The organism is Streptomyces sp. NPDC019224, assembly GCF_040632605.1.
Taxonomy (GTDB): Bacteria; Actinomycetota; Actinomycetes; order Streptomycetales; family Streptomycetaceae; genus Streptomyces.
In genome coordinates, this window is record NZ_JBEYCF010000007.1 from 161401 (window position 1) to 183743 (window position 22343).

Genomic DNA, 22343 nt, shown 5'->3' on the forward strand with positions numbered 1-22343 from the left:
GGGTGTGGGTCTCCCCCGACTGGTTCAGGCGGTGCGCAGGTAGTGGTCCAGGACCCGGACGCCGAAGTGCAGCGCGTCGACGGGGACGCGCTCGTCCACGCCGTGGAAGAGGGCCTGGTAGTCGAAGCCGACGGGCAGCTTCAGCGGCGAGAAGCCGTATCCGGTGATGCCGAGCCGGGAGAACTGCTTGGCGTCGGTACCGCCGGACATGCAGTACGGCACGACGTGCCCGTGGGGGTCGAACCGCTCGATGGCGGCGCGGAGTCTGCCGTACGTGGGTGAGTCGACGGGGGCCTGGAGTGCGACCTCTCGGTGGTGGAACTCCCAGTCGACGGAGGGACCGGTGAGCTGGTCCAGGGTGGTGCGGAACTCCTCGTCCCCGCCGGGGACGGTCCGGCCGTCGATGTAGGCGGTGGCGTGGCCCGGGATGACGTTGACCTTGTAACCGGCCTCCAGCATCGTCGGGTTGGAGCTGTTGCGGACGGTCGGGGCGACGAGGGCGGCGGCCGGTCCGATCTTTCCGAGGAGTTCGTCGACGTCGAAGCCGGGGGCGTCGAGGTCGGGGTGGATGCCGTGGAGCGCGGCGATCTCGGTGAGCGCGGCACGGACCGTGGGGGTGAGCCGGACGGGCCACTCGTGCTCGCCGATGCGGGCGACGGCGGCGGCGAGCGCGCTGACGGCGTTGGCGCGGTTGACCTTGGAGCCGTGGCCGGCCTTGCCGTGGGCGGTGAGCTTCAGCCACCCGGTGCCGCGTTCACCGGCCCCGACGGGGTAGAGCGGCAGGTTCGGCCCGGCGTGGAAGGTGAAGGCACCGGATTCGCTGATGCCCTCCGTACACCCCTCGAAGAGGGCGGCGTGCCGGTCGGTGAGGAAGCCGGCCCCGTCCGCCGCGCTGGCCTCCTCGTCCGCGGTGTACGCGATGACGATGTCGCGACGGGGGCGTATGCCGGCCCGGGCCCAGAACCGGACGACGGCCAGGACCATCGCGTCCATGTTCTTCATGTCGATCGCGCCGCGCCCCCACACGGCCCCGTCGCGCACCTCGCCGGAGAAGGGGTGCACGGCCCAGTCGGCGGCCTCGGCGGGGACCACGTCCAGGTGGCCGTGGACCAGGAGCGCGGGGGCGGCCGGGTCGGTGCCGGGGATGCGGGCGACCACGTTGGTGCGGCCCGGGGTGCGCTCCAGGAGCGCGGGTTCGAGGCCGGTGGCGGCGAGACGCTCGGCGACGTACTCGGCGGCGGGGCGTTCGCGGCAGTCGCCGTCGCCCCGGTTGGTGGTGTCGATGCGGATCAGTTCGGAGGTGAACGTCACCGATTCGTCGAGCGCGAGGGCGTCGACGGAATCCTGGGGGGCGGTCGCCTCAGCCATACTGCTCCTCCACGGCGGACGAGACGATCGTCGTCACCGCCTTGAACGTGCGGATACCTTCGTACATCGTCGCGCTGGTGTAGGAGACCCGCCTCTCGCCGCTCGGCGCGACCCCGGGGACGACGGTGGCCGCCGCGGCCAGGTGCTCGGCGTCGAACTCCAGCTCCACGGTGAACGGGCCGCCCTCCACCGGCGGGTACCGGCCGGCCAGGGAGACGGCCCGCGCGGCGGCCGCCCGGATGTCGGCGGCGGTGCGGGCGGGCGTACGGCAGACGGCGGCGTAGCGCGACACGTAGTCCTTGACGGCGACCTTCCGCGCGTCGGGGGCGTACCCCTCGGCGTCCACGCAGGTCAGGTCGTCGCCGGTGACGAGGACGACGGGGACGCCGTACTCGGCGGCGACGTGGGCGTTGAGCAGGCCCTCGCTCGCCCGGACGCCGTTCAGCCAGACGCCGGTGATGGAGTTGGCGAGGTAGGTGTGGGCGAGGACGCCCTCGGTACCGGCGCCGGTGTGGTAGCCGACGAAGGCGACCGCGTCGACGTCACCGTGCTGGATGCCCTCGACCATGCTCAGCGACTTGTGCTTGCCGGTGAGCATCTGGACGCGGTCGTCCAGGCGCTCCAGCAGGAGGTTGCGCATGCTCCAGTGGGCCTCGTTGATCAGCACCTCGTCCGCTCCCCCGTCGTAGAAGCCGAGGGCGGCGGCGTTGACGTCGGAGGTGAACAGGGAGCGGCACCGCTCCCACTGCGGCGTGCCGGGCAGCACGTCGGCCGGCCAGGTCACGCCGGTGGCGCCTTCCATGTCGGCGCTGACGAGGATCTTCATGCGGCCACACGGTACGCGCCGGGGAACGCGCAGGCCAGAGGTGTCGGGACCTCCACAGGTCCATTCCAATGGCGTCCCCGGCGGCCGGCGCGGGCCGCCGGGGACGCCGGTCCTTCAGCCGCGCCCGGCGCCCTTCAGCAGCTTCTCGATCCGGGCCAGCTCCTTGTCGGTGAAGTCCAGGTTCCGCACGGCCGCGACGTTGTTCTCCAGCTGGGCGACGCTGCTCGCGCCGACCACGGCGGAGGTGACGCGCCCGCCGCGCAGCACCCAGGCCAGGGCCAGCTGGGCGAGCGACTGGCCGCGTGCGGCGGCGAGTTCGTCGAGTTGGCGCAGCCGTGCCACCAGGCCGGGGGTGACCGCTTCGGCCGACAGGAAGGGGCTGCTGCCCGCGGCGCGGGAGCCCGCCGGGATGCCGTCGAGGTAGCGGTCGGAGAGGATGCCCTGCTCCAGCGGGGAGTAGGCGATGGAGCCGACGCCCAGCTCGTCCAGGACCGTGAGCAGCCCGTCCTCGGGCCGGCGGTCGAGCATCGAGTAGCGCGGCTGGTGGATGAGGAGCGGGGTGCCGAGGTCCTTCAGGATGCGGGCGGCCTCGCGGGTCTGCTCGGGTGAGTAGTTGGAGACGCCCACGTAGAGCGCCTTGCCCTGGCGTACGGCCGAGTCGAGGGCGCCCATGGTCTCTTCGAGCGGGGTCTCGGGGTCGGGCCGGTGGGAGTAGAAGACGTCGACGTAGTCCAGGCCGAGGCGGGTGAGGCTCTGGTCCAGCGAGGCCAGCAGGTTCTTGCGCGAACCCCACTCGCCGTACGGGCCGTCCCACATCAGGTAGCCGGCCTTGGTGGAGACGACGATCTCGTCCCGGTGGGCGGCGAAGTCCGTGGCGAGTGCCCGGCCCATCGCGGTCTCGGCGGAGCCGGGCGGCGGGCCGTAGTTGTTGGCCAGGTCGAAGTGGGTGATGCCGAGGTCGAAGGCGCGGCGCAGGATCTCGCCCTGGGCCTGCGGTGTCCGGTCCCCGCCGAAGTTGTGCCACAGGCCGAGCGACAGGGCCGGCAGCTTCAGGCCACTGCGTCCGGTACGCCGGTAGGGCATGTTCTCGTAGCGGTCGGCGGACGGGATGTACATGCGGGCTCCACGGGAGAGACGTTCCGGCCATGACCGGCAGGACACCCCAAGGCTGGACCACTTCGATCCAGCAGTCCAACAGGAGATTCCACTGGGATTCAGGGCCTAGAGTTCTCAATCATGGAGTTGCGTCAGCTGGAACATTTCGTGGCCGTGGCCGAGGAACGGCACTTCACCCGGGCCGCGGAGCGGGTCGCCGTGTCGCAGTCCGGCCTCTCCGCCTCCGTGCGGGCGCTGGAGCAGGAGCTGCGGACCCCGCTGTTCAGCCGGACCACGCGCAGCGTACGGCTGACCGAGGCGGGGCGCGCCCTGCTGGTGGAGGCGGAACGCACCCTGGCCGGGGTGCGGGCCGCGAAGGAGGCCGTCGACGCGGTACGGGGTCTGCTGCGCGGGACCCTGTCGGTGGGCGTGGAGCAGTGTGTGGCCGGGCTGCGGCTGCCCCGGCTGCTCGCCGCCTTCCACCGCGCGCACCCGCACATGGACATCCGGCTGCGCCAGGAGGGTACGGCGAAGCTGGTGGACGGGGTGGCGGGCGGGCGGCTCGACATCGCGTTCGCCGCGACGGTGGACCCGGCGGGGTGGCGCGGGGAGCTGGTCCCGCTGGCCCGGGAACCCATGGTGCTGCTGTGCGCGCCGGGCCACCGGCTGGCGGCCGCCGAGCGGGCGGACCGGGCGGAGCTGGCCGGTGAACCGTTCATCGACTTCCACCCGGACTTCGGGCCGCGCCGGGCGGCCGACGCGGCGTTCGCGGCGGCCGGGGTGCGCCGCACCGTGGCGCTGGAGGTGACCGATGTCCACAGCCTGCTGGAGCTGGTCCAGGAGCAGCTGGGCATCGCGCTCGTCCCGCACCACTTCTCCCGCAAGCCCGAGGCGCGGGGGCTCGTGGCCGTACGGCTCGACGGGGCGGACGAGGCGGCCTACCAGAGCGTCGTCGTGCTTCCCGAGGCACGGGCCATGAGCCCGGGGGCGCGTGCCCTGATGGCGCTGGTGCGGGAGGAGGGGACCGGCGCCGAGCCGGCGGTCAGCCGCTCAGCGCCTCGGCGAACGCCCCGTCCCGCTGTGTGACGCCGCTGCAGGTGTCGTCGGCCCGCGACGGGGTCCTCGTCGGTGCACGGGCGGTCCCGGAAGGCCGCCCACACGGACAGGGCGCCCACGCCCGCCGCCGGTTCCGCCGGCCCCGAGCGGGCCGCCCACCGCAAGGCCGGCGCCACCACTCTCCGGGAAGGCCGCGCCCTGCTGGCCGTCGCGGTGGCCGTGCTGCTCGCCGGCCGGGTCGAGGACGTCGCGGCACGGCGCCGGCCGCGGCTGCTGCCGTGACGGACGGGCCGGCCCCGGGCGTGCTCGCGCGTCCGGGACCGGTGCGTGCCCGGGTCAGCCGGCGGCCAGTACGAACCACCTCGCCGGCAGGTCGAGGCGGGTGCCGTCGGGCAGGTTCTCGGTCTGCGGCAGGACCGTGTCGCCGCTGTCCAGGACGGTCAGCCCGGCCGCCTCCAACAGCTGCGGGACCTCCTCCTCGGTGGCGCTCGCCGGTTTGAGCCCGTGCTCGAAGACCCGGCGCAGCTTCGGCCCCGGCCCGCCCGGGCCCTGCGCGGCGCGTTGCAGTACGTCCTTGGACGCGGGGGTCAGCTCGGCCACGAAGGCCCGCCCGCGTTCGCCGAGCAGCGTGGCCACGGCGGCGACGACGGCCGGCCGGGCCTCGGGGTCGCTCTGGTGGATCACCGCCCGCATGTAGACGTTCGCGTCGCCGGCCCGCTCGTGCAGGGCGCGCACGGCGTCGGCGTCGGTGAGGTCGAGCCGGTCGAACTCGGCGACCTGTCGGGGGTCCGCCTTCCGGGCGTGCTCGATCGCCGCGTAGGAGAGGTCCACCCCGATCGCGCGGGGGAAGAGGGTCGCGAGGTGACGGGTCTGCGTGCCGTTGCCGCAGCCGAGATCGACGACGGGCAGGGTGGTGTCGGCGTACGGCAGGAACAGCCGGCTGTGCGGTATGGCGCTCAGGTCCGGGGCCGCGTCCCAGATCGCCTCGCCGGGCTCGTGGGACGTGGCCGCCCAGAACCCTTCCCACGCCTCGCGGTATTGCTGTGACACACCCATGCGTACTCCCAAGTCCCCTGGTGCAGGCTCATCCTGTTCAGCCAGGGACTACTGCCCACAGGTCTCCCGGGGCAAGGGTGCGGAAGCAACCTCCTTAGGAAAAAGGGCCGTTGGCGCGGGACCGGGACAGTGCCAGCTCGAACCAGACGGTCTTGCCGCGTGCCGTGCCGCTGGTTCCCCACTCCCTGGCGAGGCCGCTCACCACCATGAGGCCCCGGCCGAACTCGTCGCTGTCGGTGACGCCGAGGAGCGAGGCGGGCGCCGGCTCGTCGTCGCTGACCTCGCACAGCAGCGCGCCCGCGCGGACCAGCCGGAGCCCGATGTGGTGGGTGCGGCCGTGCTTGAAGGCGTTGGTCACCAGCTCGCTGACCATCAGCTCGGCCGCCTCCACGGCGTCGGGCAGCTCCCAGTCGAGCAGCTTGCCGCGCACCAGGCGGCGGGCCCGGGACACCTCACGGGGGTCCAGGGCGAGCTGCCACTCGGCGACGTCCTCGTCCGCGATGCCGTTGAGCCGGGCCATCAGCAGGGCGACGTCGTCCTTGCGGCCGCCGCGGGGGTTCAGGGCGCGGATGATGGTGTCGCAGGCGTCGTCCATCGACGCGGCGGGGTGGGCGGCGGAGGCGCAGAGCGCGGCGAGCCCGGCCCCGATGTCCTGGCCGCGCACCTCGACCAGGCCGTCCGTGCACAGGACCAGCCGGTCGCCGGGGCGCACCCGCACCTCGGCGGTCTCGAAGGCGACGCCGCCGACGCCGATGGGTGCCCCGGTCGGCAGGTCGAGGAGTTCGGCGCGGCCGTCCTCGGCGCGGACCAGCACGGGCGGGATGTGGCCCGCGTTGGCGATCTGGAGCTCCCCCGCGATCGGGTCGTAGACCGCGTACAGGCAGGTCGCGAGGTACTGCTCGCCGAGGCGCTGGGCCAGGTCGTCCAGGTTGCGCAGGAGTTGGGCGGGCGGCAGCTCCATGGTGGCCATGGTCAGTACGGCGGTCCGCAACTGGCCCATCATCGCGGCGGAGTTGAGGCCGTGGCCCATGACGTCGCCGACGACCAGCGCGGTGCGCGAGCCGGGGAGCTTCACCGAATCGAACCAGTCGCCGCCGATCCGCCCGAGCCGGGTGCCCGGCAGATAGCGGGTCGCGATGTCGCAGCCGGCCATGCGGGGCTCGACGTTGGGCAGCATGCTGTCCTGCAGCGTCTCCGCGACGTTCTCCTGGTACGTGTACATGCGGGCGTTGTCCAGGACGAGCCCGGCCCGCGCGGCGAGTTCGGCGCCGGTGGTGCGGTCCATGTCGTCGAAGAGCTCGCGGCCGGGGCGGCGCATCAGGACCATGAAGCCGAGGACCACGTCGCGGGCCTTGAGCGGCACGATGAGCAGCGAGCGGTTGGTGATCAGGGGGCGCAGGTCGCGCTTCTCGAACTCGCCCGAGATGCGGTTGCTCAGCTCCTCGCTCACCCGGGGCACGACGACGGGCTCGCCCGTGACCATGCACTGGAAGAACGGGGTGTGCTCGGGGAAGGCGATGGCCTCGCCGACGGGCACGGTGTCGTCCCAGCGGCCCGGCTCGTCGTTGTGCTCGACCCAGACGCGGTGCCAGATGGTGGTGACGTCGGGCGGTCCGTCGGGGAAGCCCTCACCGGCGAGGACGGCGGCGCGCAGATGCGTACCGGCGAAGTCGGCGAAGCGGGGGACGGCGGCGCTGGTGACCTCGCGGATGGTGCGTTCGAGGTCGAGGGAGGTGCCGATGCGGCCGCTCACCTCGTTGAGGAACTCCAGCCGCTCGCGGACCGCCGCGTATTCGAGGTCCAGCTCGGGGCGGGGGGCGGCGCGTGGGACGGCCGACTCCCCGGCCGGGTCCTCGGCCTCCGGGAGGGGCAGGGCCCCCGCGCGTCGCGGCACGCCCCAGTCCGGGGTGACGGGGATGCGGTCGTGGTGGCTGAACTCCAGGACCGGGTAGCCCAGTTCGAGGACCTGGGCGACGATCCCGGTGGCCTCCTGGACGCTCATGTTCGGCAGGATCTCCGGCAGCCGCGCGGACAGCTCCAAGTGGCCGGGGAAGTCGGTGTGCCGGGCGAAGCCGGGGGCGACCGTACGGGCCGGAAGGTCCTCGCCGTCCTCCGCGCCGCGCAGATACTCGTGGTCGGCCGCGAGGACCAGCAGACGGGCCGGTCCGGGTCCGGCGAGCGGGTAGGCCCACCACAGCACGTCGATCCGGCCGCGCGCGGGCCCGTCCAGCCGGGCCCGGCCCGACGCCGGGTAGGCGAAGTCCCCGCTGAGCGAGCTGTCGAGTGCGGGGCCCTGCGCGGCGTAGGCGCCTTCGCCCCCGGCCGGCACACCGGACACGGGCAGCAGTTCACCGGCCGGGCAGCCCACCGCGTCCTCGCGGGCCACGCCGAAGAGCCTTCTCGCACCGGACGACCAGTGCGAGACGAGTCCCTCCGTGTCGACGACGGCCACGGCGAGCGGTACGCGGCCCGCCGCGGCGTCACACGGCTGTGGTGTCCTCTGCTGCGGCACACCGAGGTCCATGAGGGGGAGGCTCCTTCCTCACCGCGACGTTCCGCGGCGCGTGACTCCACGGTACGGGGCCGCGACCGGCGTCCGCGGGGCATCGGCGGAATCACCCCCGGGGGTGGTACGCCCGCGTACCGGGGGCGCGACGCCTCCTCACGGACCGGGCGTTCAGTCCTCGTGCCCGAGCTGGAGGTCCCGTTCGGTGCGCCCGCCGCCCGCGACCTGGAGGACGGTGGCGACGGGCGGGTAGCCGGCCGCGATCACGGTGTACTCGCCGGTGGACAGGTCCACGAACCGGAACGCGCCGTCCGGTCCTGTGGTCACGGTGTCGACGACGTTGCCCGCCGCGTCCAGGAGCGTGACCCGGGCGTCCTCGACGGGCCGCCCGGCACTGGCCCGGACGATGCCGCGCAGCACGGCACCGCCGGCCAGCTCGATGTCCTGCCGGGTCTCCCTGGCCGCCTGCACGCTGACCGGGAGCGCGGCGGGCCGGAACGCCGGGGCGGAGGCGGCGAGGGTGTACTCGCCGGCGACCAGTTCCGTGATCACGTAGCCGCCCTCGCGGCCGCTGCGCGTGGAGGCGACGACCTCGCCGCGTACGTCGGTCAGGGTGACGGCCGCGTCCCGTACGGGCACCCCGTCCGCCGTCACGACGGTGCCGGCGAGCCGGCCGGCGCCGCCGAGCACCACGTCCAGCTCGACGGGGCGTTCGCCGACGGTGACGCTGACAGCCTGTGGCTGGTGGCCCCCGGCGGCGGCGATGAGGACGTACGAACCGGCGCCCGGCACGCTGAGCGCGTACCGCCCCTCCTCCCCGCTGGCCCCCCGGCCGACCTGCTGGCCCTGGACGTCGATGAGGGTGAGGGCGGCGCGGGGCACCTTCGTGCCGTCGGAGTGCTGGACGCTGCCGGAGACGGGGACGCCGGAGAGGTAGCCGGTGGAGGGGTGGCCCTGGCCGGTGCGGGCGGAGGGGATCGGGGCGGGCTCGGCGGCGGTTTCGGGGCCGGCGGTGGTTTCGGGGCTGTGGGACACCAGCGGTTTCTCCTTGAGGAAGAAGGCGAAGAACAGGCCGAGCACGAGGACCGGCACGAGGTAGAGGAAGATCCGGGGCATCGCGTCGGCGTACGCCTGGATGTAGGCGTCCCGCAGCGCGGGCTCCATCGCGTGCACCAGTTGCGGGGTGATCGACTCCGGGTCGGGGAGGTCCGCTCCGGAGGGCAGCCGGACGGCGAGCGCGTCGGCCAGCCGCCCGGCGAACAGGGTGCCGAAGACGGCGGCGCCGACGCTGCCGCCGATCTGCCGGAAGTAGTTGTTGGCGCTGGTGGCGGTGCCCAGGTCGGCGGGGCGTACGGAGTTCTGCACGGCGAGCACCAGCACCGGCATGACCAGCCCGATCCCGAGGCCGAGCACCGCCTGCGCGATGCTGTACTCGAGGCGCGGGGTGTCGGTCTCCAGCCGGGAGAGCAGCCACATGCCCACCGCGGAGATCGCGCTGCCGGCGATCGGGTGGGCCCGGTAGCGCCCGGTGCGGGAGATGAGCTGGCCCGAGACGACGGAGGCCCCGACGATGCCGCCCATCATGGGGAGCATCAGCAGCCCGGACTCGGTGGCGGTGGCGCCGTCGACCATCTGGAGGAAGGTCGGCAGATAGCTGGCCGCGCCGAACAGCGCCACGCCGACGACCGCGCCGACCAGGGCGGTCACGTTGAAGATCGAGTCCCGGAACAGCCGCAGCGGGATGATCGGTTCGGGGGCACGGCGCTCGACGAGGAGGAAGAGCAGAGTCGTTCCGGCAGCTCCGGCGCCCAGCCCCAGGATGGTGCCCGAGCCCCACGCGTACTCCGTACCGCCCCAGCTGGTCAGCAGCACGAGGCAGGTGGAGGCGGCGGCGAGGAGGGCGGCGCCGAGGACGTCGAGCCGGGGGCGCACGGTGGGCCTGGGGAGCTTGAGGACCACGGCGATCACGGCGAGGGTGACCAGGCCGAACGGCACGTTGATGTAGAAGCACCAGCGCCAGGAGGCGTGGTCGGTGAAGAAGCCGCCGAGCAGCGGGCCGGCCACCGAGGCGAGGCCGAAGGCGGCACCGATGAGGCCCATGAAGCGGCCGCGCTCGCGGGGCGGTACCACGTCCGCGATGATCGCCTGCACACCGATCATCAGCCCGCCGCCGCCGATGCCCTGGATGGCCCGGAAGGCGATCAGCTGGTCCATCGTGCGGGACCAGCCGGCCAGTGCGGAGCCGACGACGAAGACGATGATGGCGAACTGGAAGACGCTCTTGCGCCCGAAGAGGTCACCGAGCTTGCCGTAGATCGGGAGACCGATCGTCGAGGCGAGCAGATAGGCGGTCACCGCCCAGGACATCTTCTCCAGGCCGTGCAGCTCGCCGACGATCTTCGGGAGCGCCGTGGCCACGATCATCTGGTCGAGGGCCGCGAGCAGGAGCGTGAGCATCAGCCCGACGAAGATCAGCCGGACGCGGCGTGGGTCCGTCGCGGTCCCGCCCTCCGGGTCGCCCGCGACCGCCTCCTTCGCGGCGGGCGGCGGCGGGGGCGGGGCGGTCGCGGGCGCCGACTCGGTGCCCCCCGGCCCGCCCGGCTCGTCGTCCAACAGTGTGATGCCACCCACCACGTGCCGCTCCCCTCGTCGCGCTGCCGCACATTTCTCGCATCGAGCGACAAGAGAGGGCAAACGCGACGGGGAGCGCTGACGGCGCACTCAGGGGGCGTATCCCCCGGTCGGAGGCACTACGGCGCACAACGGGCCGACCGCAAAGACCACCCGAACCGGTGAGGCCGGAGGGAGCGGACGGACAGTCAGTTCTCGACCTCGGCGGCGAGGTTCTGCAGCAGCTCGTCGTAGATACGGGCGAGGCCCTTGGGTGCGAAGGTCTTCTCGAAGAAGCCGCCGATGCCTCCGGCGCCGTTCCACACGGTCGTGACGACGGCCTTGGAGCGGCCCTCGCCGGCGGGGGTGACGATCCAGGTCGTGACCATCGAGGAGTTGCGGTCCTTCTCCACGAGCTGCCCGTCGGTCGGCTCGGTGACCTCCAGGAGGCAGTCGCGCACCCGCTTGCTGGTGGCCTGGAGCTTCCAGTGGACGAGGGTGCCCTCGCCGTCGCCGCCCTCACGCACCTCGTACTCGCTGAAGTGGGCGGGCAGCACCTTGCCCCGGACGTCCTTGTAGTCGGCCAGCGCGTCGAACACCGTCTCCGCGTCCGCCGCGATGATCCGCTCCGTCGTGGCTTCGACCTGCGCCATGGCTGTTCCTCCAGCACTCGGTTGTTCGGGGTGTGCTGAGCCAACCACCTCGGGGGTCCGGCTCAAAATCCGGTCCGGGACGAAGGGGAGAAAACGATCACGGGAACACATGTTTCGTTCTCGGGGAGGACTCCCGCGGTGGACGTCCACGCTCCGGGACGACCAAGGGCTGTCCGCGCGGTTCGCGGAGCGGCCGGGCCGCCGCATCCGCCCGGGGGCCGGCGGCGAGGGCAAACGGGTCATCTCTCACCGCAACGGGTCCTCCCGGCTCCGATTGCGGGGAACATGCGGCGGGGGCTGCGTCCCGCGCAGCCGTGTTCCCCCATCTCGGGAGGCCATATGACGAACCGTTCAGTCATGCTGTTCGCCGTCGGAGCGACGGTCGCCGGTCTGGTGACCGCCGTGCCGGCCACGGCGGACACCGGAAAGCCGCGCGCGGCACCGATCGCCTGGAAGGACTGCGGGACGAAGTCGTCCCCGACGCTCCAGTGCGCGACGGTGCGCTCCCCGCTCGACCACGACGACCCGTCGGGCCGCGAGGTCACCCTCGCGCTGACGCGGGTGCCGCACACCTCGAAGACCTTCCAGGGCCCGCTGCTCGTGAACCCGGGCGGCCCCGGCGGCAGCGGCCTGTCGATGGCCGGTTTCGTCGCCGCCTCGCTGCCGGAGGCGGTCGCCGCCCAGTACGACGTGATCGGGTTCGACCCGCGCGGCGTCGGCAGGAGCCGGCCCGCCCTGGACTGCCTGCCGGGGTACTTCGACCCGGTCCGGCCCGATCCGGTCCCGCAGTCCCTCGGAGGCGAGCGGATCAACCGCAACCGCGCCCGCGACTTCGCGGCCGCCTGCGGCGAGAAGTACCCGGACCTGCTCCCGTACATGGACACGGTGAGCGCGGCCAAGGACCTGGACGTGATCCGGCGCGCGACCGGGGCGCGGCAGCTCAACTACCTCGGGTACTCCTACGGCACGTACCTCGGCGCGGTGTACGCGAAGCTGTTCCCGGAGCGCGTCCGGCGCCTGGTCCTCGACTCGAACGTCGACCCGGACGGGGTCTGGTACGACGACAACCTCGCCCAGGACTACGCCTTCGACACCCGGCACAAGGCGTTCGCCGCCTGGGTCGCCGCCTACGACGCCACCTACCACCTGGGCAGCGACCCGGCGGAGGTCGAGGCCGCCTGGTACCGGATGCGGGACGCGGTGAAGAAGCGTCCGGCGGGCAAGAAGGTCGGCGCGGGCGAACTGGACGACACCTTCCTGCCGGGCGGCTACTACAACGGCTACTGGCCGGCGCTGGCCGAGGCGTTCGCCGCCTACGTCAACGACGAAAACGAGAAGCCGCTCGTCGCGGCGTTCGAACGGTTCGGCGCGGTGGACGCGGACGGCGACAACGGCTACTCGGTCTACACGGCCGTGCAGTGCCGGGACGCCTCCTGGCCGCGCGACTGGAACGTCTGGCGCACCGACACCTGGCGGGTGCACGCGAAGGCGCCGTTCATGGCCTGGGGCAACACCTGGTACAACGCCCCGTGTGCCGACTGGCCGGTGGAGCCGCTGAACCCGGTGCGGGTCTCCAACCACAAGCTGCCGCCGGCGCTCCTCTTCCAGGCGACGGACGACGCGGCCACCCCGTACGAGGGCGGTGTCACCCTGCACCGCAAGCTGCGCGGCTCCCGCCTGGTCGTCGAGCAGGGCGGCGGCAACCACGGCGTCACCCTGAGCGGCAACGCCTGCCTGGACCGCTATCTGGTGGACTACCTCGCCGAGGGCACCGTGCCCCGCGCCGGCCGGGGCGACGTGGACGCGGTCTGCGCGAAGACCCCGGACCCGGAGCCGGAGACCGCCAAGTCGGCGCGGCCGGCGGCCCGTCCGGACGGCGACCGGGGCAGCGTGCTGCACGGGCTGCTGGGGTTCCGGGGCTGACGGAGCGGCCCGGTCTCGAGGGGCGCGCGCGGAACGACCGCGTGGCGCCCCTCCCCTCATCCCCCCGGCAGCCGCCCGAGCGCCTGCCGGGCCGCGTCCGCCAGCCGGGGGCTCGGCAGCGCGGCCTCCAGCACCGGGCGGGCGCGGGCGTCGCCGAGGGTGCCCAGGCCCTCGACGCAGGCGAGCGCGACGCGCCAGTGCGGTTCGTCCGGCCCGAGCAGCCGGGACAGGGTGGCGACCAGGGCGGGCACGGACTCCGGGGCGCGCAGGGTGGTGAGCAGGCGGACCGGGTGCAGGGCGTAGGCGGTGCGCAGGGAGTTGGTGGCGAGGGCGGCGGCGGCGCGCGGGGTGCGGGGGTCGGCGAGGCGGGCCAGGGCGTGGGCGGCGCTGACGCAGCGTTCGGGGTCGCGGTGGTTGAGCAGGAGCACCAGGGGCTCGAAGGCGCGGCGGTCTCCGGCGCAGCCCAGCCGGAACGCGGCGATCTCGCGGGCCCAGAGCGGGCGTTCTCGCTCGACCAGCACCCGGGCCAGTTCCTCGTGGTCCTCGGTGGCGAGCAGGGCGTGACAGGGCGCCGACTCCCCCGCCTCCTCGGCCAGTCGGTGCGTCAGCGAGCGCAACTCCTCGTCGTCCATGACCGTCAGCGTAACGGCGGACACGGTGCGTATCGACGGGCTCGGGGAATGTGGCGGGGGCCACAACCGGACGGGGCTGGCGCGCTCGTTACCCGCCGGTTAAGCTCAGGTGAGCGGGATAATCTCCCGTCGGCTCCGGTGGCCTGGTGACGCAGCCACCCGGAGTGTCGTCGGTTCGGCAGCTGTACGAGACGTGGCTCCGGGACAGGGTCCGTCGCTCCTTTCCGGTCCTGTGCGTGGATCACGCCCGGTGGCCGAGCAGCACGACAGGCAGCCCCCGCACGCCGTGCGCCTCGCGCACCCCGTGCGTCCCTCAGTCGTCACTCATCCCTGGAGTCCCGTGATGGACATCCCTCTCTCCACCATCGCCGTCGTCGGCCTCGGCACGATGGGCGCCGGTATCGCCGAGCTCCTGGCCCGGTCCGGTCGCGAGGTCATCGGCATCGACGTCGACGAAGCGGCCGCCCGCCGGGCCGTCGCCTCCCTGGAGGCGTCCACCGCCCGCGCCGTGGAGCGCGAGCGGATCACCGAGGAGGAGCGGCGCGACGTCCTCGCCCGGTTCCGCGCCTTCTCCGATCTCCGGGCGGCCGCCGAGGCGGAGCTGGTCATCGAGGTCGTGCCGGAGTCGTACGAGATCAAGCAGCAGGTCTTCCGGGAGCTCGACGCGATCGTCTCCCCCACGACCATCCTGGCGACCGGCACGAACGCCCTGTCGGTGACCCGGCTGGCCGCCGAGTCGCAGTACCCGGAGCGGGTGCTCGGTCTGCACTTCTTCAACCCGGCGCCGGCGATGAAGCTCGTCGAGGTGGTCTCCTCGGTGCTGACGGCCCCGCCGGCCGTCGCGGCCGTCGTCGAGCTGGCCCGCCGGCTGGGCAAGGAGCCCGTTTCCGTCGGTGACCGTCCCGGGTTCGTGGCCGACGGCCTGCTGTTCGGCTACCTCAACCAGGCCGCGGCGATGTACGAGGCGAACTACGCCACCCGCGAGGACATCGACGCGGCGATGAAGCTGGGCTGCGGTCTGCCGATGGGCCCGCTGGCCCTGCTGGACCTGATCGGCGTCGACACGGCCCGTACGGTCCTGGAGGCGATGTACTCCGCCTCGCACGACCGGCTGCACGCCCCCGCGCCCGTCCTCGGCCAGCTCGCCGCGGCCGGGCTGACCGGGCGCAAGGCGGGCCGGGGCTTCTACACGTACGCCGCGCCGGGCAGCCGGACCGTGGTGCCGGACGCGCTGACGCCCGCCCCGCGCGGCGGGGGGACGGCCGGGCGCACCGTGCGGTCGGTGGGCGTCGCGGGCTCCGGGACGATGGCCTCGGGCATCGCGGAGGTCTTCGCCAAGGCGGGGTACGACGTGGTGCTCGCCGCGCGCGGCCAGGAGAAGGCGGACCTCGCCAGGGCCCGGATCGCGAGGTCGCTGGACCGGTCGGTCACCAAGGGGCGGCTGACCGGGCGGGCCCGGGACGAGGCGCTGGCCAGGATCACCGCGGCGGCCTCGCTGGACGCCTTCGCGGAGGTGGACCTCGCCGTGGAGGCGGTCGCCGAGGACCTGCTGGTCAAGCAGCAGCTGTTCGGCACGCTCGACAAGGTGTGCCGGCCGGGCGCGGTGCTGGCCACGACCACCTCCTCGCTGCCGGTCGTGGCGATCGCCCGGGCCACCGGGCGGCCCGAGGACGTCGTCGGGATGCACTTCTTCAATCCGGCGCCCGCGATGAAGCTCGTCGAGGTCGTCCGTACGGTGCTCACCGCCGACGAGGTGCACGCCACGGTCCACGAGGTGTGCCTGAAGGTGCGCAAGCACCCGGTGGACTGCGGGGACCGGGCCGGGTTCATCGTGAACGCATTGCTGTTCCCGTACCTCAACAACGCGATCAAGATGGTCGAGGAGCACTACGCGTCCCTCGACGACATCGACGCAGCGATGAAGCTGGGCGGCGGCTACCCGATGGGCCCGTTCGAGCTGCTGGACGTGGTCGGCCTCGATGTCTCGCTGGCCATCGAGAAGGTGCTGCACGGCGAGTTCCGCGATCCGGGCCTGGCGCCGGCCCCGCTCCTGGAGCACCTGGTGGCCGCGGGCTGCCTCGGCCGCAAGACGGGGCGCGGTTTCCGCGAGTATGCCCGGCGCTGACGCGGGGGCCGGCTGGGGCGGGCTGCTCGGGCCTCCGGGCGGCCCGCCCCCGCAGGCGCGCTCTCCCGCGCCGATGCAGTACGTTCACACCATGTCCCAGCCCGCCAGGTCCTCCCGTGTGTCCGCCGCGCCCGACGTCCCGGAAAGTGCCGTAGGCACCCGAGCCGCCGCCCAGCGGCTCAAAATGCGCCGCGAGCTGGCCGCCGCGGCGATGGAACTCTTCGCGACGAAGGGGTACGAAGCCACCACGGTCGACGAGATCGCCGGTGCCGCGGGCGTGGCCCGGCGGACCTTCTTCCGGCACTTCCGCTCCAAGGAAGAGGCGATCTTCCCGGACCACGACGACACCCTCGTACGGGCCGAGGCGGTCCTCAACGCCGCCCCGGCGCACGAGCATCCGCTCGACACGGTGTGCCGCGGCATCAAGGAAGTCATGAAGATGTACGCGGCCAAGCCCGCGGTCTCCGTGGCCCGTTACAAGCTGACCCGTGAGGTGCCGACCCTGCGGCAGGCGGAGATCGCCTCGGTGGCCCGCTACGAGCGGCTGTTCACGCGCTATCTGCTGGGCCACTTCGACGAGCGCGACCACCAGCCCGGCAACGACGACCCGCTGCTGGCCGAGGTCGCCGCGTCCGCCGTCGTCACCGCGCACAACCATGTGCTGCGCCGCTGGCTGCGGGCGGACGGGCAGGGCGATGTGGAGGCGCAGCTCGACCAGGCGTTCGCCATCGTGCGCGACACCTTCGGTACGGGGATCGGCGCGGGCCGCACGGCGGGCGCGGAGCCCGCGAAGCCGCCGGCCGCCTCGGTGGAGACCAAGGGCGAGGTGCTGGTCGCGGTGGCGCGTACGGACGCCCCGCTGGACGAAGTGATGCGGACGATCCAGCAGGCGCTCAAGGACCGCTGAGCGGGAATCCGTTTGCCGGGCCGGCCCCCCGGTGCTGAGGTGTGCGGATGAACGATCATGTGACATCCCACCCCGCCCGCCTCCTCGCCCTCTTCGACCGGGTGATGCGCGAGCACGCCCGGCCCGACGGTCCCGGTGCCCGCGTCGAACGCGTGGGGGACGTCGTACGGCAGGTGGGCGCGGCGCACGACTGGCAGGGGGTGCTGTGGTCGTCGCCGGACCTGGACGCCGACCGCGCGGACGCGGCGATCGCGGAGCAGGTGGCGCACTGCGAGCGGACTGGCTGCGAGGAGTTCGAGTGGAAGCTGTACGGGCACGACCGGCCCGGTGACCTGGGCGCGCGGCTGCTGGCGGCGGGCTTCGAGGCCGAGGAGCCGGAGACGCTGCTCGTGGCGCCGGTGGCGGAGCTCGCCACGGCGGTGCGGCTTCCGGAGGGCGTCCGGCTGCGGGAGGTGCGGGACGAGGCCGGCGTGGAGCTGATGGCGCGCGCCCATGAGCGGGCCTTCGGCCGGGACGGGTCACGGCTGCGGCGCCAGGTCCTGGACCGGCTGCGGGAGGACCCGGAGCATTTCGTGGCGCTCGTGGCCATGGCGGGCGACGAGCCGGTCAGCTCGGCCCGCATGGAGCTGTACCCGGGCACGGGGTTCGCGGGGCTGTGGGGCGGCGGCACGGTGGAGGCGTGGCGCGGGCGGGGCGTCTACCGGGCGCTGGTGGCCTTCCGGGCGGGCATGGCGGCGGAGCGCGGCTACCGGTACCTCCAGGTCGACGCGACCGAGGACAGTCGCCCGATCCTGGAGCGGCTCGGCTTCACCGCGCTGACCACCACGACTCCGTACCTCTACCGCCCCGCGCGTCCCTGACCAGACACAAGCGGGCGATTCCGCCCATACCGCCGTCCGTGTTGCTCATGCGTAGCAGTCGGCTGACAATTGAGGGAAATTACTGGCACCGAGTGCCTTGTCAGCTGTCACACAGTGCCATACGTTGAAGGCATCCGGGCGGCCGGCGTGCTGGGATCTCACGTACGCCGGCTGTCCCCGCAAGCCACGTGCCTGCGCGCCCGGGCGCCTGCGTCACCAGGCAACCCTTCCGCTCCACAGAGCAAGCAGCCGAGCACCTCCCCGCCGAACCGACGGCACACCTCCAGACCCGCCCCCTGTTCCCAGGGACCCCTCAGCGTTCCCCCAACGCTTCCCCGAGCTCTCGGCTTCGCTCGAGCAGGGGAGACCCCATTCGCCGGAGGTACCCGTGAAGGAAATCCTGGACGCGATCCAGTCCCAGACAGAAGCGAAGAGCGGCTCCGCCGCGGTCACCGCCGCGGACTTCGCGGCACTGCCCGTCCCCGAGTCGTACCGCGCGGTCACCGTGCACAAGGACGAGGCGGAGATGTTCGCCGGGGTGGACAGCCGTGACAAGGACCCGCGCAAGTCCCTCCACGTGGAGGACGTGCCGGTTCCGGAACTCGGCCCGGGCGAGGCCCTGGTCGCGGTCATGGCCAGCTCGGTGAACTACAACTCCGTCTGGACCTCCATCTTCGAGCCGGTCTCCACCTTCGGCTTCCTGGAGCGGTACGGCAGGGTCAGCGAGCTCACCAGGCGCCACGACCTGCCGTACCACGTCATCGGCTCCGACCTGGCGGGCGTCGTCCTGCGCACCGGCCCGGGCGTCAACGCCTGGAAGCCCGGTGACGAGGTCGTCGCGCACTGCCTGTCGGTCGAACTGGAGTCCTCGGACGGCCACAACGACACGATGCTCGACCCGGAGCAGCGCATCTGGGGCTTCGAGACCAACTTCGGCGGCCTGGCAGAGCTCGCACTTGTCAAGTCGAACCAGCTGATGCCGAAGCCCGGCCACCTCAGCTGGGAGGAGGCCGCGGCTCCCGGGCTCGTCAACTCCACCGCGTACCGCCAGCTCGTCTCGCGCAACGGCGCCGGCATGAAGCAGGGCGACAACGTGCTGATCTGGGGCGCCAGCGGCGGCCTCGGCTCGTACGCCACGCAGTTCGCGCTGGCCGGCGGCGCCAACCCGATCTGCGTCGTCTCCAGCGAGCAGAAGGCGGAGATCTGCCGGCGGATGGGCGCCGAGGCGATCATCGACCGCAGCGCCGAGGGCTACGCGTTCTGGAAGGACGAGCACAACCAGGACCCGCGTGAGTGGAAGCGGTTCGGCAAGCGCATCCGCGAGCTGACCGGCGGCGAGGACGTGGACATCGTCTTCGAGCACCCGGGCCGCGAGACGTTCGGCGCGAGCGTCTACGTGACCCGCAAGGGCGGCACGATCGTCACCTGCGCCTCGACCTCGGGCTACCACCACGAGTACGACAACCGCTACCTGTGGATGTCGCTCAAGCGCATCATCGGCTCCCACTTCGCCAACTACCGCGAGGCGTGGGAGGCCAACCGCCTGATCGCCAAGGGCAGGATCCACCCGACGCTCTCCAAGGTCTACTCGCTGGAGGACACCGGCCAGGCCGCCCACGACGTGCACCGCAACGTCCACCAGGGCAAGGTCGGCGTGCTGGCGCTGGCCCCGCGCGAGGGCATGGGCGTGCGCGACGAGGAGATGCGCGCCGAGCACATCGACGCCATCAACCGCTTCCGGGACGTCTGACATGAGTGGCCGTCAGAAGGACCGCCCCTGGCTCATGCGGACGTACGCGGGCCATTCCACGGCCGAGGCGTCCAACGAGCTCTACCGGTGCAACCTCGCCAAGGGCCAGACGGGTCTGTCGGTCGCCTTCGACCTGCCGACCCAGACGGGGTACGACCCCGATCACGTCCTGGCCCGCGGCGAGGTGGGCCGGGTCGGTGTGCCCGTGTCGCACCTCGGTGACATGCGCCGGCTGTTCCAGGACATCCCCCTGGAGCGGATGAACACCTCGATGACGATCAACGCCACCGCGATGTGGCTGCTGGCGCTCTACCAGGTCGTCGCGGAGGAGCAGGGCGCCGACCCGGGCCTGCTCCAGGGCACCACGCAGAACGACATCGTCAAGGAGTACCTGTCGCGCGGGACGCACGTCTTCCCGCCCGGGCCCTCGCTGCGGCTGACCACCGACATGATCACGTACACGGTCAACCGCATCCCCCGGTGGAACCCGATCAACATCTGCAGCTACCACCTCCAGGAGGCGGGGGCCACCCCGGTCCAGGAGATCGCGTACGCGATGTCGACGGCCATCGCCGTCCTCGACGCCGTACGCGCCTCCGGGCAGGTGCCCGAGGAGAGGTTCGGGGCCGTCGTCGCGCGGATCTCGTTCTTCGTGAACGCGGGCGTCCGCTTCATCGAGGAGATGTGCAAGATGCGCGCCTTCGGCCGTATCTGGGACCGGGTCACCCGCGAGCGCTACGGCATCACCGACGCCAAGCAGCGCCGGTTCCGCTACGGCGTCCAGGTCAACTCGCTCGGCCTGACCGAGGCGCAGCCGGAGAACAACGTCCAGCGCATCGTGCTGGAGATGCTGGCCGTGACCCTCTCCAAGGACGCCCGCGCCCGCGCCGTGCAGCTGCCCGCCTGGAACGAGGCGCTGGGGCTGCCCCGGCCCTGGGACCAGCAGTGGTCGCTGCGCATCCAGCAGGTCCTGGCGCACGAGAGCGACCTGCTGGAGTACGAGGACATCTTCGCCGGTTCGCACGTCATCGAGGCCAAGGTCGACGAGCTGGTCGCCGAATCGCTGGCCGAGATGGACCGGATCGAGCGGATGGGCGGCGCCATGGCGGCCGTCGAGTCCGGCTACCTCAAGTCCGAGCTGGTCTCCTCGCACGCCGAGCGGCGGGCCCGGATCGAGGCCGGCGACGAGAAGATCATCGGTGTCAACGTCTACGAGACGACCGAGCCCAACCCGCTCACCGCCGACCTCGACGGCGCGATCATGACGGTCGACCCGGCCAACGAGGCGAAGGTCGTCGCCGCGCTCCACGAGTGGCGCGACAACCGTGACGAGGCCCGGGCCACCGAGGCGCTGGCCGCGCTGAAGAAGGCCGCCGCCGGCACCGGGAACCTGATGGAGGCGACCGTCGAGTGCGCCCGCGCCGGGGTCACCACCGGTGAGTGGTCCTGGGCACTGCGCGACGTCTTCGGCGAGTTCCGGGCACCGACCGGGGTGTCGTCCGCCCCGGTCGCGGTCACCGCCGAGGAGGGCTCGCCGCTCGCCCTCGTACGCGAGAAGACCGCGCGGACCGCCGGGGACCTGGGTGTCGGGCGGCTGCGGCTGCTGGTCGGCAAGCCCGGCCTCGACGGGCACTCCAACGGCGCCGAGCAGATCGCGGTGCGGGCCAGGGACGCCGGCTTCGAGGTCGTCTACCAGGGCATCCGCCTCACGCCCGAGCAGATCGTCTCGGCGGCCGTCGCCGAGGACGTGCACTGCGTGGGCCTGTCCGTCCTGTCCGGCTCGCATGCCGAGCTGGTGCCGGACGTGCTGAACCGGCTGCGGCGCGCCGGGGCCGGCGAGATCCCGGTCATCGCCGGCGGCATCATTCCCCCGGCCGACGCCGAGGCCCTGATCAGGTCGGGTGTCGCCGCCGTGTTCACCCCGAAGGACTTCGGCATCACGGAGATCATCGGCCGTATCGTCGACGAGATCCGGAAAGCGAACAAGCTCGACCCTCTGGAGGTCCCCGCATGACCACGCCCGTCAACCGCCTGCGCCCGCGCCGCTCCTGTCTCGCGGTACCGGGAAGCAATCCCCGGTTCCTGGAGAAGGCCCAGGGCCTCCCGGCCGACCAGGTCTTCCTGGACCTGGAGGACGCCTGCGCGCCGCTCGCCAAGGAGGGCGCCCGGCACCACATCGTCGACGCGCTGAACAACGGCGACTGGACGGGCAAGACCCGGGTGGTCCGCGTCAACGACTGGACGACGCACTGGACGTACCGCGACGTCATCACGGTCGTCGAGGGCGCCGGGCCGAACCTGGACTGCATCATGCTGCCGAAGGTCCAGGACGCCCAGCAGGTCGTCGCGCTGGACCTGCTGCTGACCCAGATCGAGAAGACGATGGGCTTCGAGGTCGGGCGGATCGGCATCGAGGCGCAGATCGAGAACGCCAAGGGCCTCGTCAACATCGACGAGATCGGCGGTGCCTCGCCCCGCCTGGAGACGCTGATCTTCGGTCCGGCCGACTTCATGGCGTCGATCAACATGAAGACCCTGGTCGTCGGCCAGCAGCCGCCCGGCTACCCGGCGGACGCCTACCACTACATCCTGATGCGCATCCTGATGGCGGCCCGCACCCACGACCTCCAGGCGATCGACGGTCCCTTCCTGCAGATCCGCGACGTGGACGCCTACCGCGAGGTCGCGGGCCGTGCGGCGGCTCTCGGCTTCGACGGCAAGTGGGTGCTGCACCCCGGCCAGGTCGAGGCGGCGAACGAGGTGTTCTCGCCCTCGCAGGAGGACTACGACCACGCCGAGCTGATCCTGGACGCCTACGACTGGTGCACCTCCGAGGAGGGCGGCAAGAAGGGCTCGGCGATGCTCGGCGACGAGATGATCGACGAGGCCAGCCGCAAGATGGCCCTGGTCGTCGCGGGCAAGGGCCGGGCGGCCGGCATGCAGCGCACCTCCAAGTTCGAAGCCCCGGAGGCCTGA

The 22343-nt window shown here is 72.5% G+C and carries 17 protein-coding genes; 9 read left to right on the forward strand and 8 right to left on the reverse strand.

Annotated features, from left to right (window positions below; genetic code table 11):
* Positions 1 to 24 precede the first annotated feature (24 nt).
* From ABZ564_RS07135 to ABZ564_RS07145, 3 genes are all read right to left on the reverse strand, one after another.
* The gene (locus ABZ564_RS07135; RefSeq protein ID WP_360850792.1) at positions 25 to 1368 is read right to left on the reverse strand and encodes a M20/M25/M40 family metallo-hydrolase; all 1344 of its coding nucleotides are present in this window, start codon (positions 1366 to 1368) and stop codon (positions 25 to 27) included.
* A complete protein-coding gene (locus ABZ564_RS07140) occupies positions 1361 to 2194 on the reverse strand; it encodes a M55 family metallopeptidase (RefSeq protein WP_360850795.1) in 834 nt (277 codons plus the stop codon). Before ABZ564_RS07140 ends, ABZ564_RS07135 begins: the two co-directional genes overlap by 8 nt.
* 114 nt (positions 2195 to 2308) lie before the next feature.
* Complete coding sequence (locus ABZ564_RS07145; RefSeq protein ID WP_360850798.1) at positions 2309 to 3310, reverse strand: aldo/keto reductase; 1002 nt, start codon at positions 3308 to 3310, stop codon at positions 2309 to 2311.
* A gap of 120 nt (positions 3311 to 3430) precedes the next feature.
* Between ABZ564_RS07145 and ABZ564_RS07150 the strand changes: the two genes are divergently transcribed.
* Complete coding sequence (locus ABZ564_RS07150; protein ID WP_360850801.1) at positions 3431 to 4375, forward strand: LysR family transcriptional regulator; 945 nt, start codon at positions 3431 to 3433, stop codon at positions 4373 to 4375.
* Positions 4376 to 4417: 42 nt separating this feature from the next.
* A complete protein-coding gene (locus ABZ564_RS07155; protein WP_360850804.1) occupies positions 4418 to 4627 on the forward strand; it encodes a hypothetical protein in 210 nt (69 codons plus the stop codon).
* 54 nt (positions 4628 to 4681) lie between these two features.
* On the opposite strand, the gene ABZ564_RS07160 is transcribed toward ABZ564_RS07155, so the two are convergent.
* The 4 genes from ABZ564_RS07160 to ABZ564_RS07175 form a co-directional block, all read right to left on the reverse strand.
* Positions 4682 to 5401 carry a class I SAM-dependent methyltransferase gene (locus ABZ564_RS07160; protein ID WP_360850807.1) on the reverse strand — a complete coding sequence of 240 codons (720 nt, stop codon included), beginning with the start codon at positions 5399 to 5401 and terminating at the stop codon, positions 4682 to 4684.
* Between the two features lie 94 nt (positions 5402 to 5495).
* On the reverse strand, positions 5496 to 7925 hold the full coding sequence (locus ABZ564_RS07165; protein WP_360850810.1) for a SpoIIE family protein phosphatase: 2430 nt from the start codon (positions 7923 to 7925) through the stop codon (positions 5496 to 5498).
* 153 nt (positions 7926 to 8078) lie between these two features.
* Entirely contained in the window at positions 8079 to 10541 is a 2463-nt protein-coding gene (locus tag ABZ564_RS07170) for an MFS transporter (RefSeq protein ID WP_360850813.1), read from the reverse strand.
* Positions 10542 to 10726: 185 nt separating this feature from the next.
* A complete protein-coding gene (locus ABZ564_RS07175; protein ID WP_360850817.1) occupies positions 10727 to 11170 on the reverse strand; it encodes an SRPBCC family protein in 444 nt (147 codons plus the stop codon).
* A 339-nt stretch (positions 11171 to 11509) separates the two neighbouring features.
* Here ABZ564_RS07175 and ABZ564_RS07180 point away from each other — a divergent pair, with 339 nt between their 5' ends.
* Positions 11510 to 13093: an alpha/beta hydrolase gene (locus ABZ564_RS07180; protein ID WP_360850820.1), complete on the forward strand. Its 1584-nt coding sequence runs from the start codon at positions 11510 to 11512 to the stop codon at positions 13091 to 13093.
* 56 nt (positions 13094 to 13149) lie between these two features.
* Here the strand turns inward: ABZ564_RS07180 and ABZ564_RS07185 are convergent, their stop codons facing one another.
* Complete coding sequence (locus ABZ564_RS07185) at positions 13150 to 13725, reverse strand: adenylosuccinate lyase (protein WP_360850823.1); 576 nt, start codon at positions 13723 to 13725, stop codon at positions 13150 to 13152.
* 343 nt (positions 13726 to 14068) lie between these two features.
* On the opposite strand from ABZ564_RS07185, the gene ABZ564_RS07190 reads away from it, so the two are divergent.
* The 6 genes from ABZ564_RS07190 (at position 14069) to ABZ564_RS07215 (ending at position 22343) form a co-directional block, all read left to right on the forward strand.
* Positions 14069 to 15850 (forward strand): 3-hydroxybutyryl-CoA dehydrogenase, encoded by a 1782-nt coding sequence (locus tag ABZ564_RS07190; RefSeq protein WP_360850828.1) that lies wholly within the window; start codon positions 14069 to 14071, stop codon positions 15848 to 15850.
* A 91-nt stretch (positions 15851 to 15941) separates the two neighbouring features.
* Positions 15942 to 16757: a TetR family transcriptional regulator gene (locus ABZ564_RS07195; RefSeq protein ID WP_360850831.1), complete on the forward strand. Its 816-nt coding sequence runs from the start codon at positions 15942 to 15944 to the stop codon at positions 16755 to 16757.
* A 47-nt stretch (positions 16758 to 16804) separates the two neighbouring features.
* Positions 16805 to 17617 carry a GNAT family N-acetyltransferase gene (locus tag ABZ564_RS07200; protein ID WP_360850834.1) on the forward strand — a complete coding sequence of 271 codons (813 nt, stop codon included), beginning with the start codon at positions 16805 to 16807 and terminating at the stop codon, positions 17615 to 17617.
* A 388-nt stretch (positions 17618 to 18005) separates the two neighbouring features.
* On the forward strand, positions 18006 to 19367 hold the full coding sequence (ccrA, locus tag ABZ564_RS07205; RefSeq protein ID WP_360850837.1) for a crotonyl-CoA carboxylase/reductase: 1362 nt from the start codon (positions 18006 to 18008) through the stop codon (positions 19365 to 19367).
* 1 nt (position 19368) lies between these two features.
* On the forward strand, positions 19369 to 21381 hold the full coding sequence (locus ABZ564_RS07210) for a protein meaA (RefSeq protein WP_360850840.1): 2013 nt from the start codon (positions 19369 to 19371) through the stop codon (positions 21379 to 21381).
* On the forward strand, positions 21378 to 22343 hold the full coding sequence (locus ABZ564_RS07215; RefSeq protein WP_360850843.1) for a CoA ester lyase: 966 nt from the start codon (positions 21378 to 21380) through the stop codon (positions 22341 to 22343). Before ABZ564_RS07210 ends, ABZ564_RS07215 begins: the two co-directional genes overlap by 4 nt.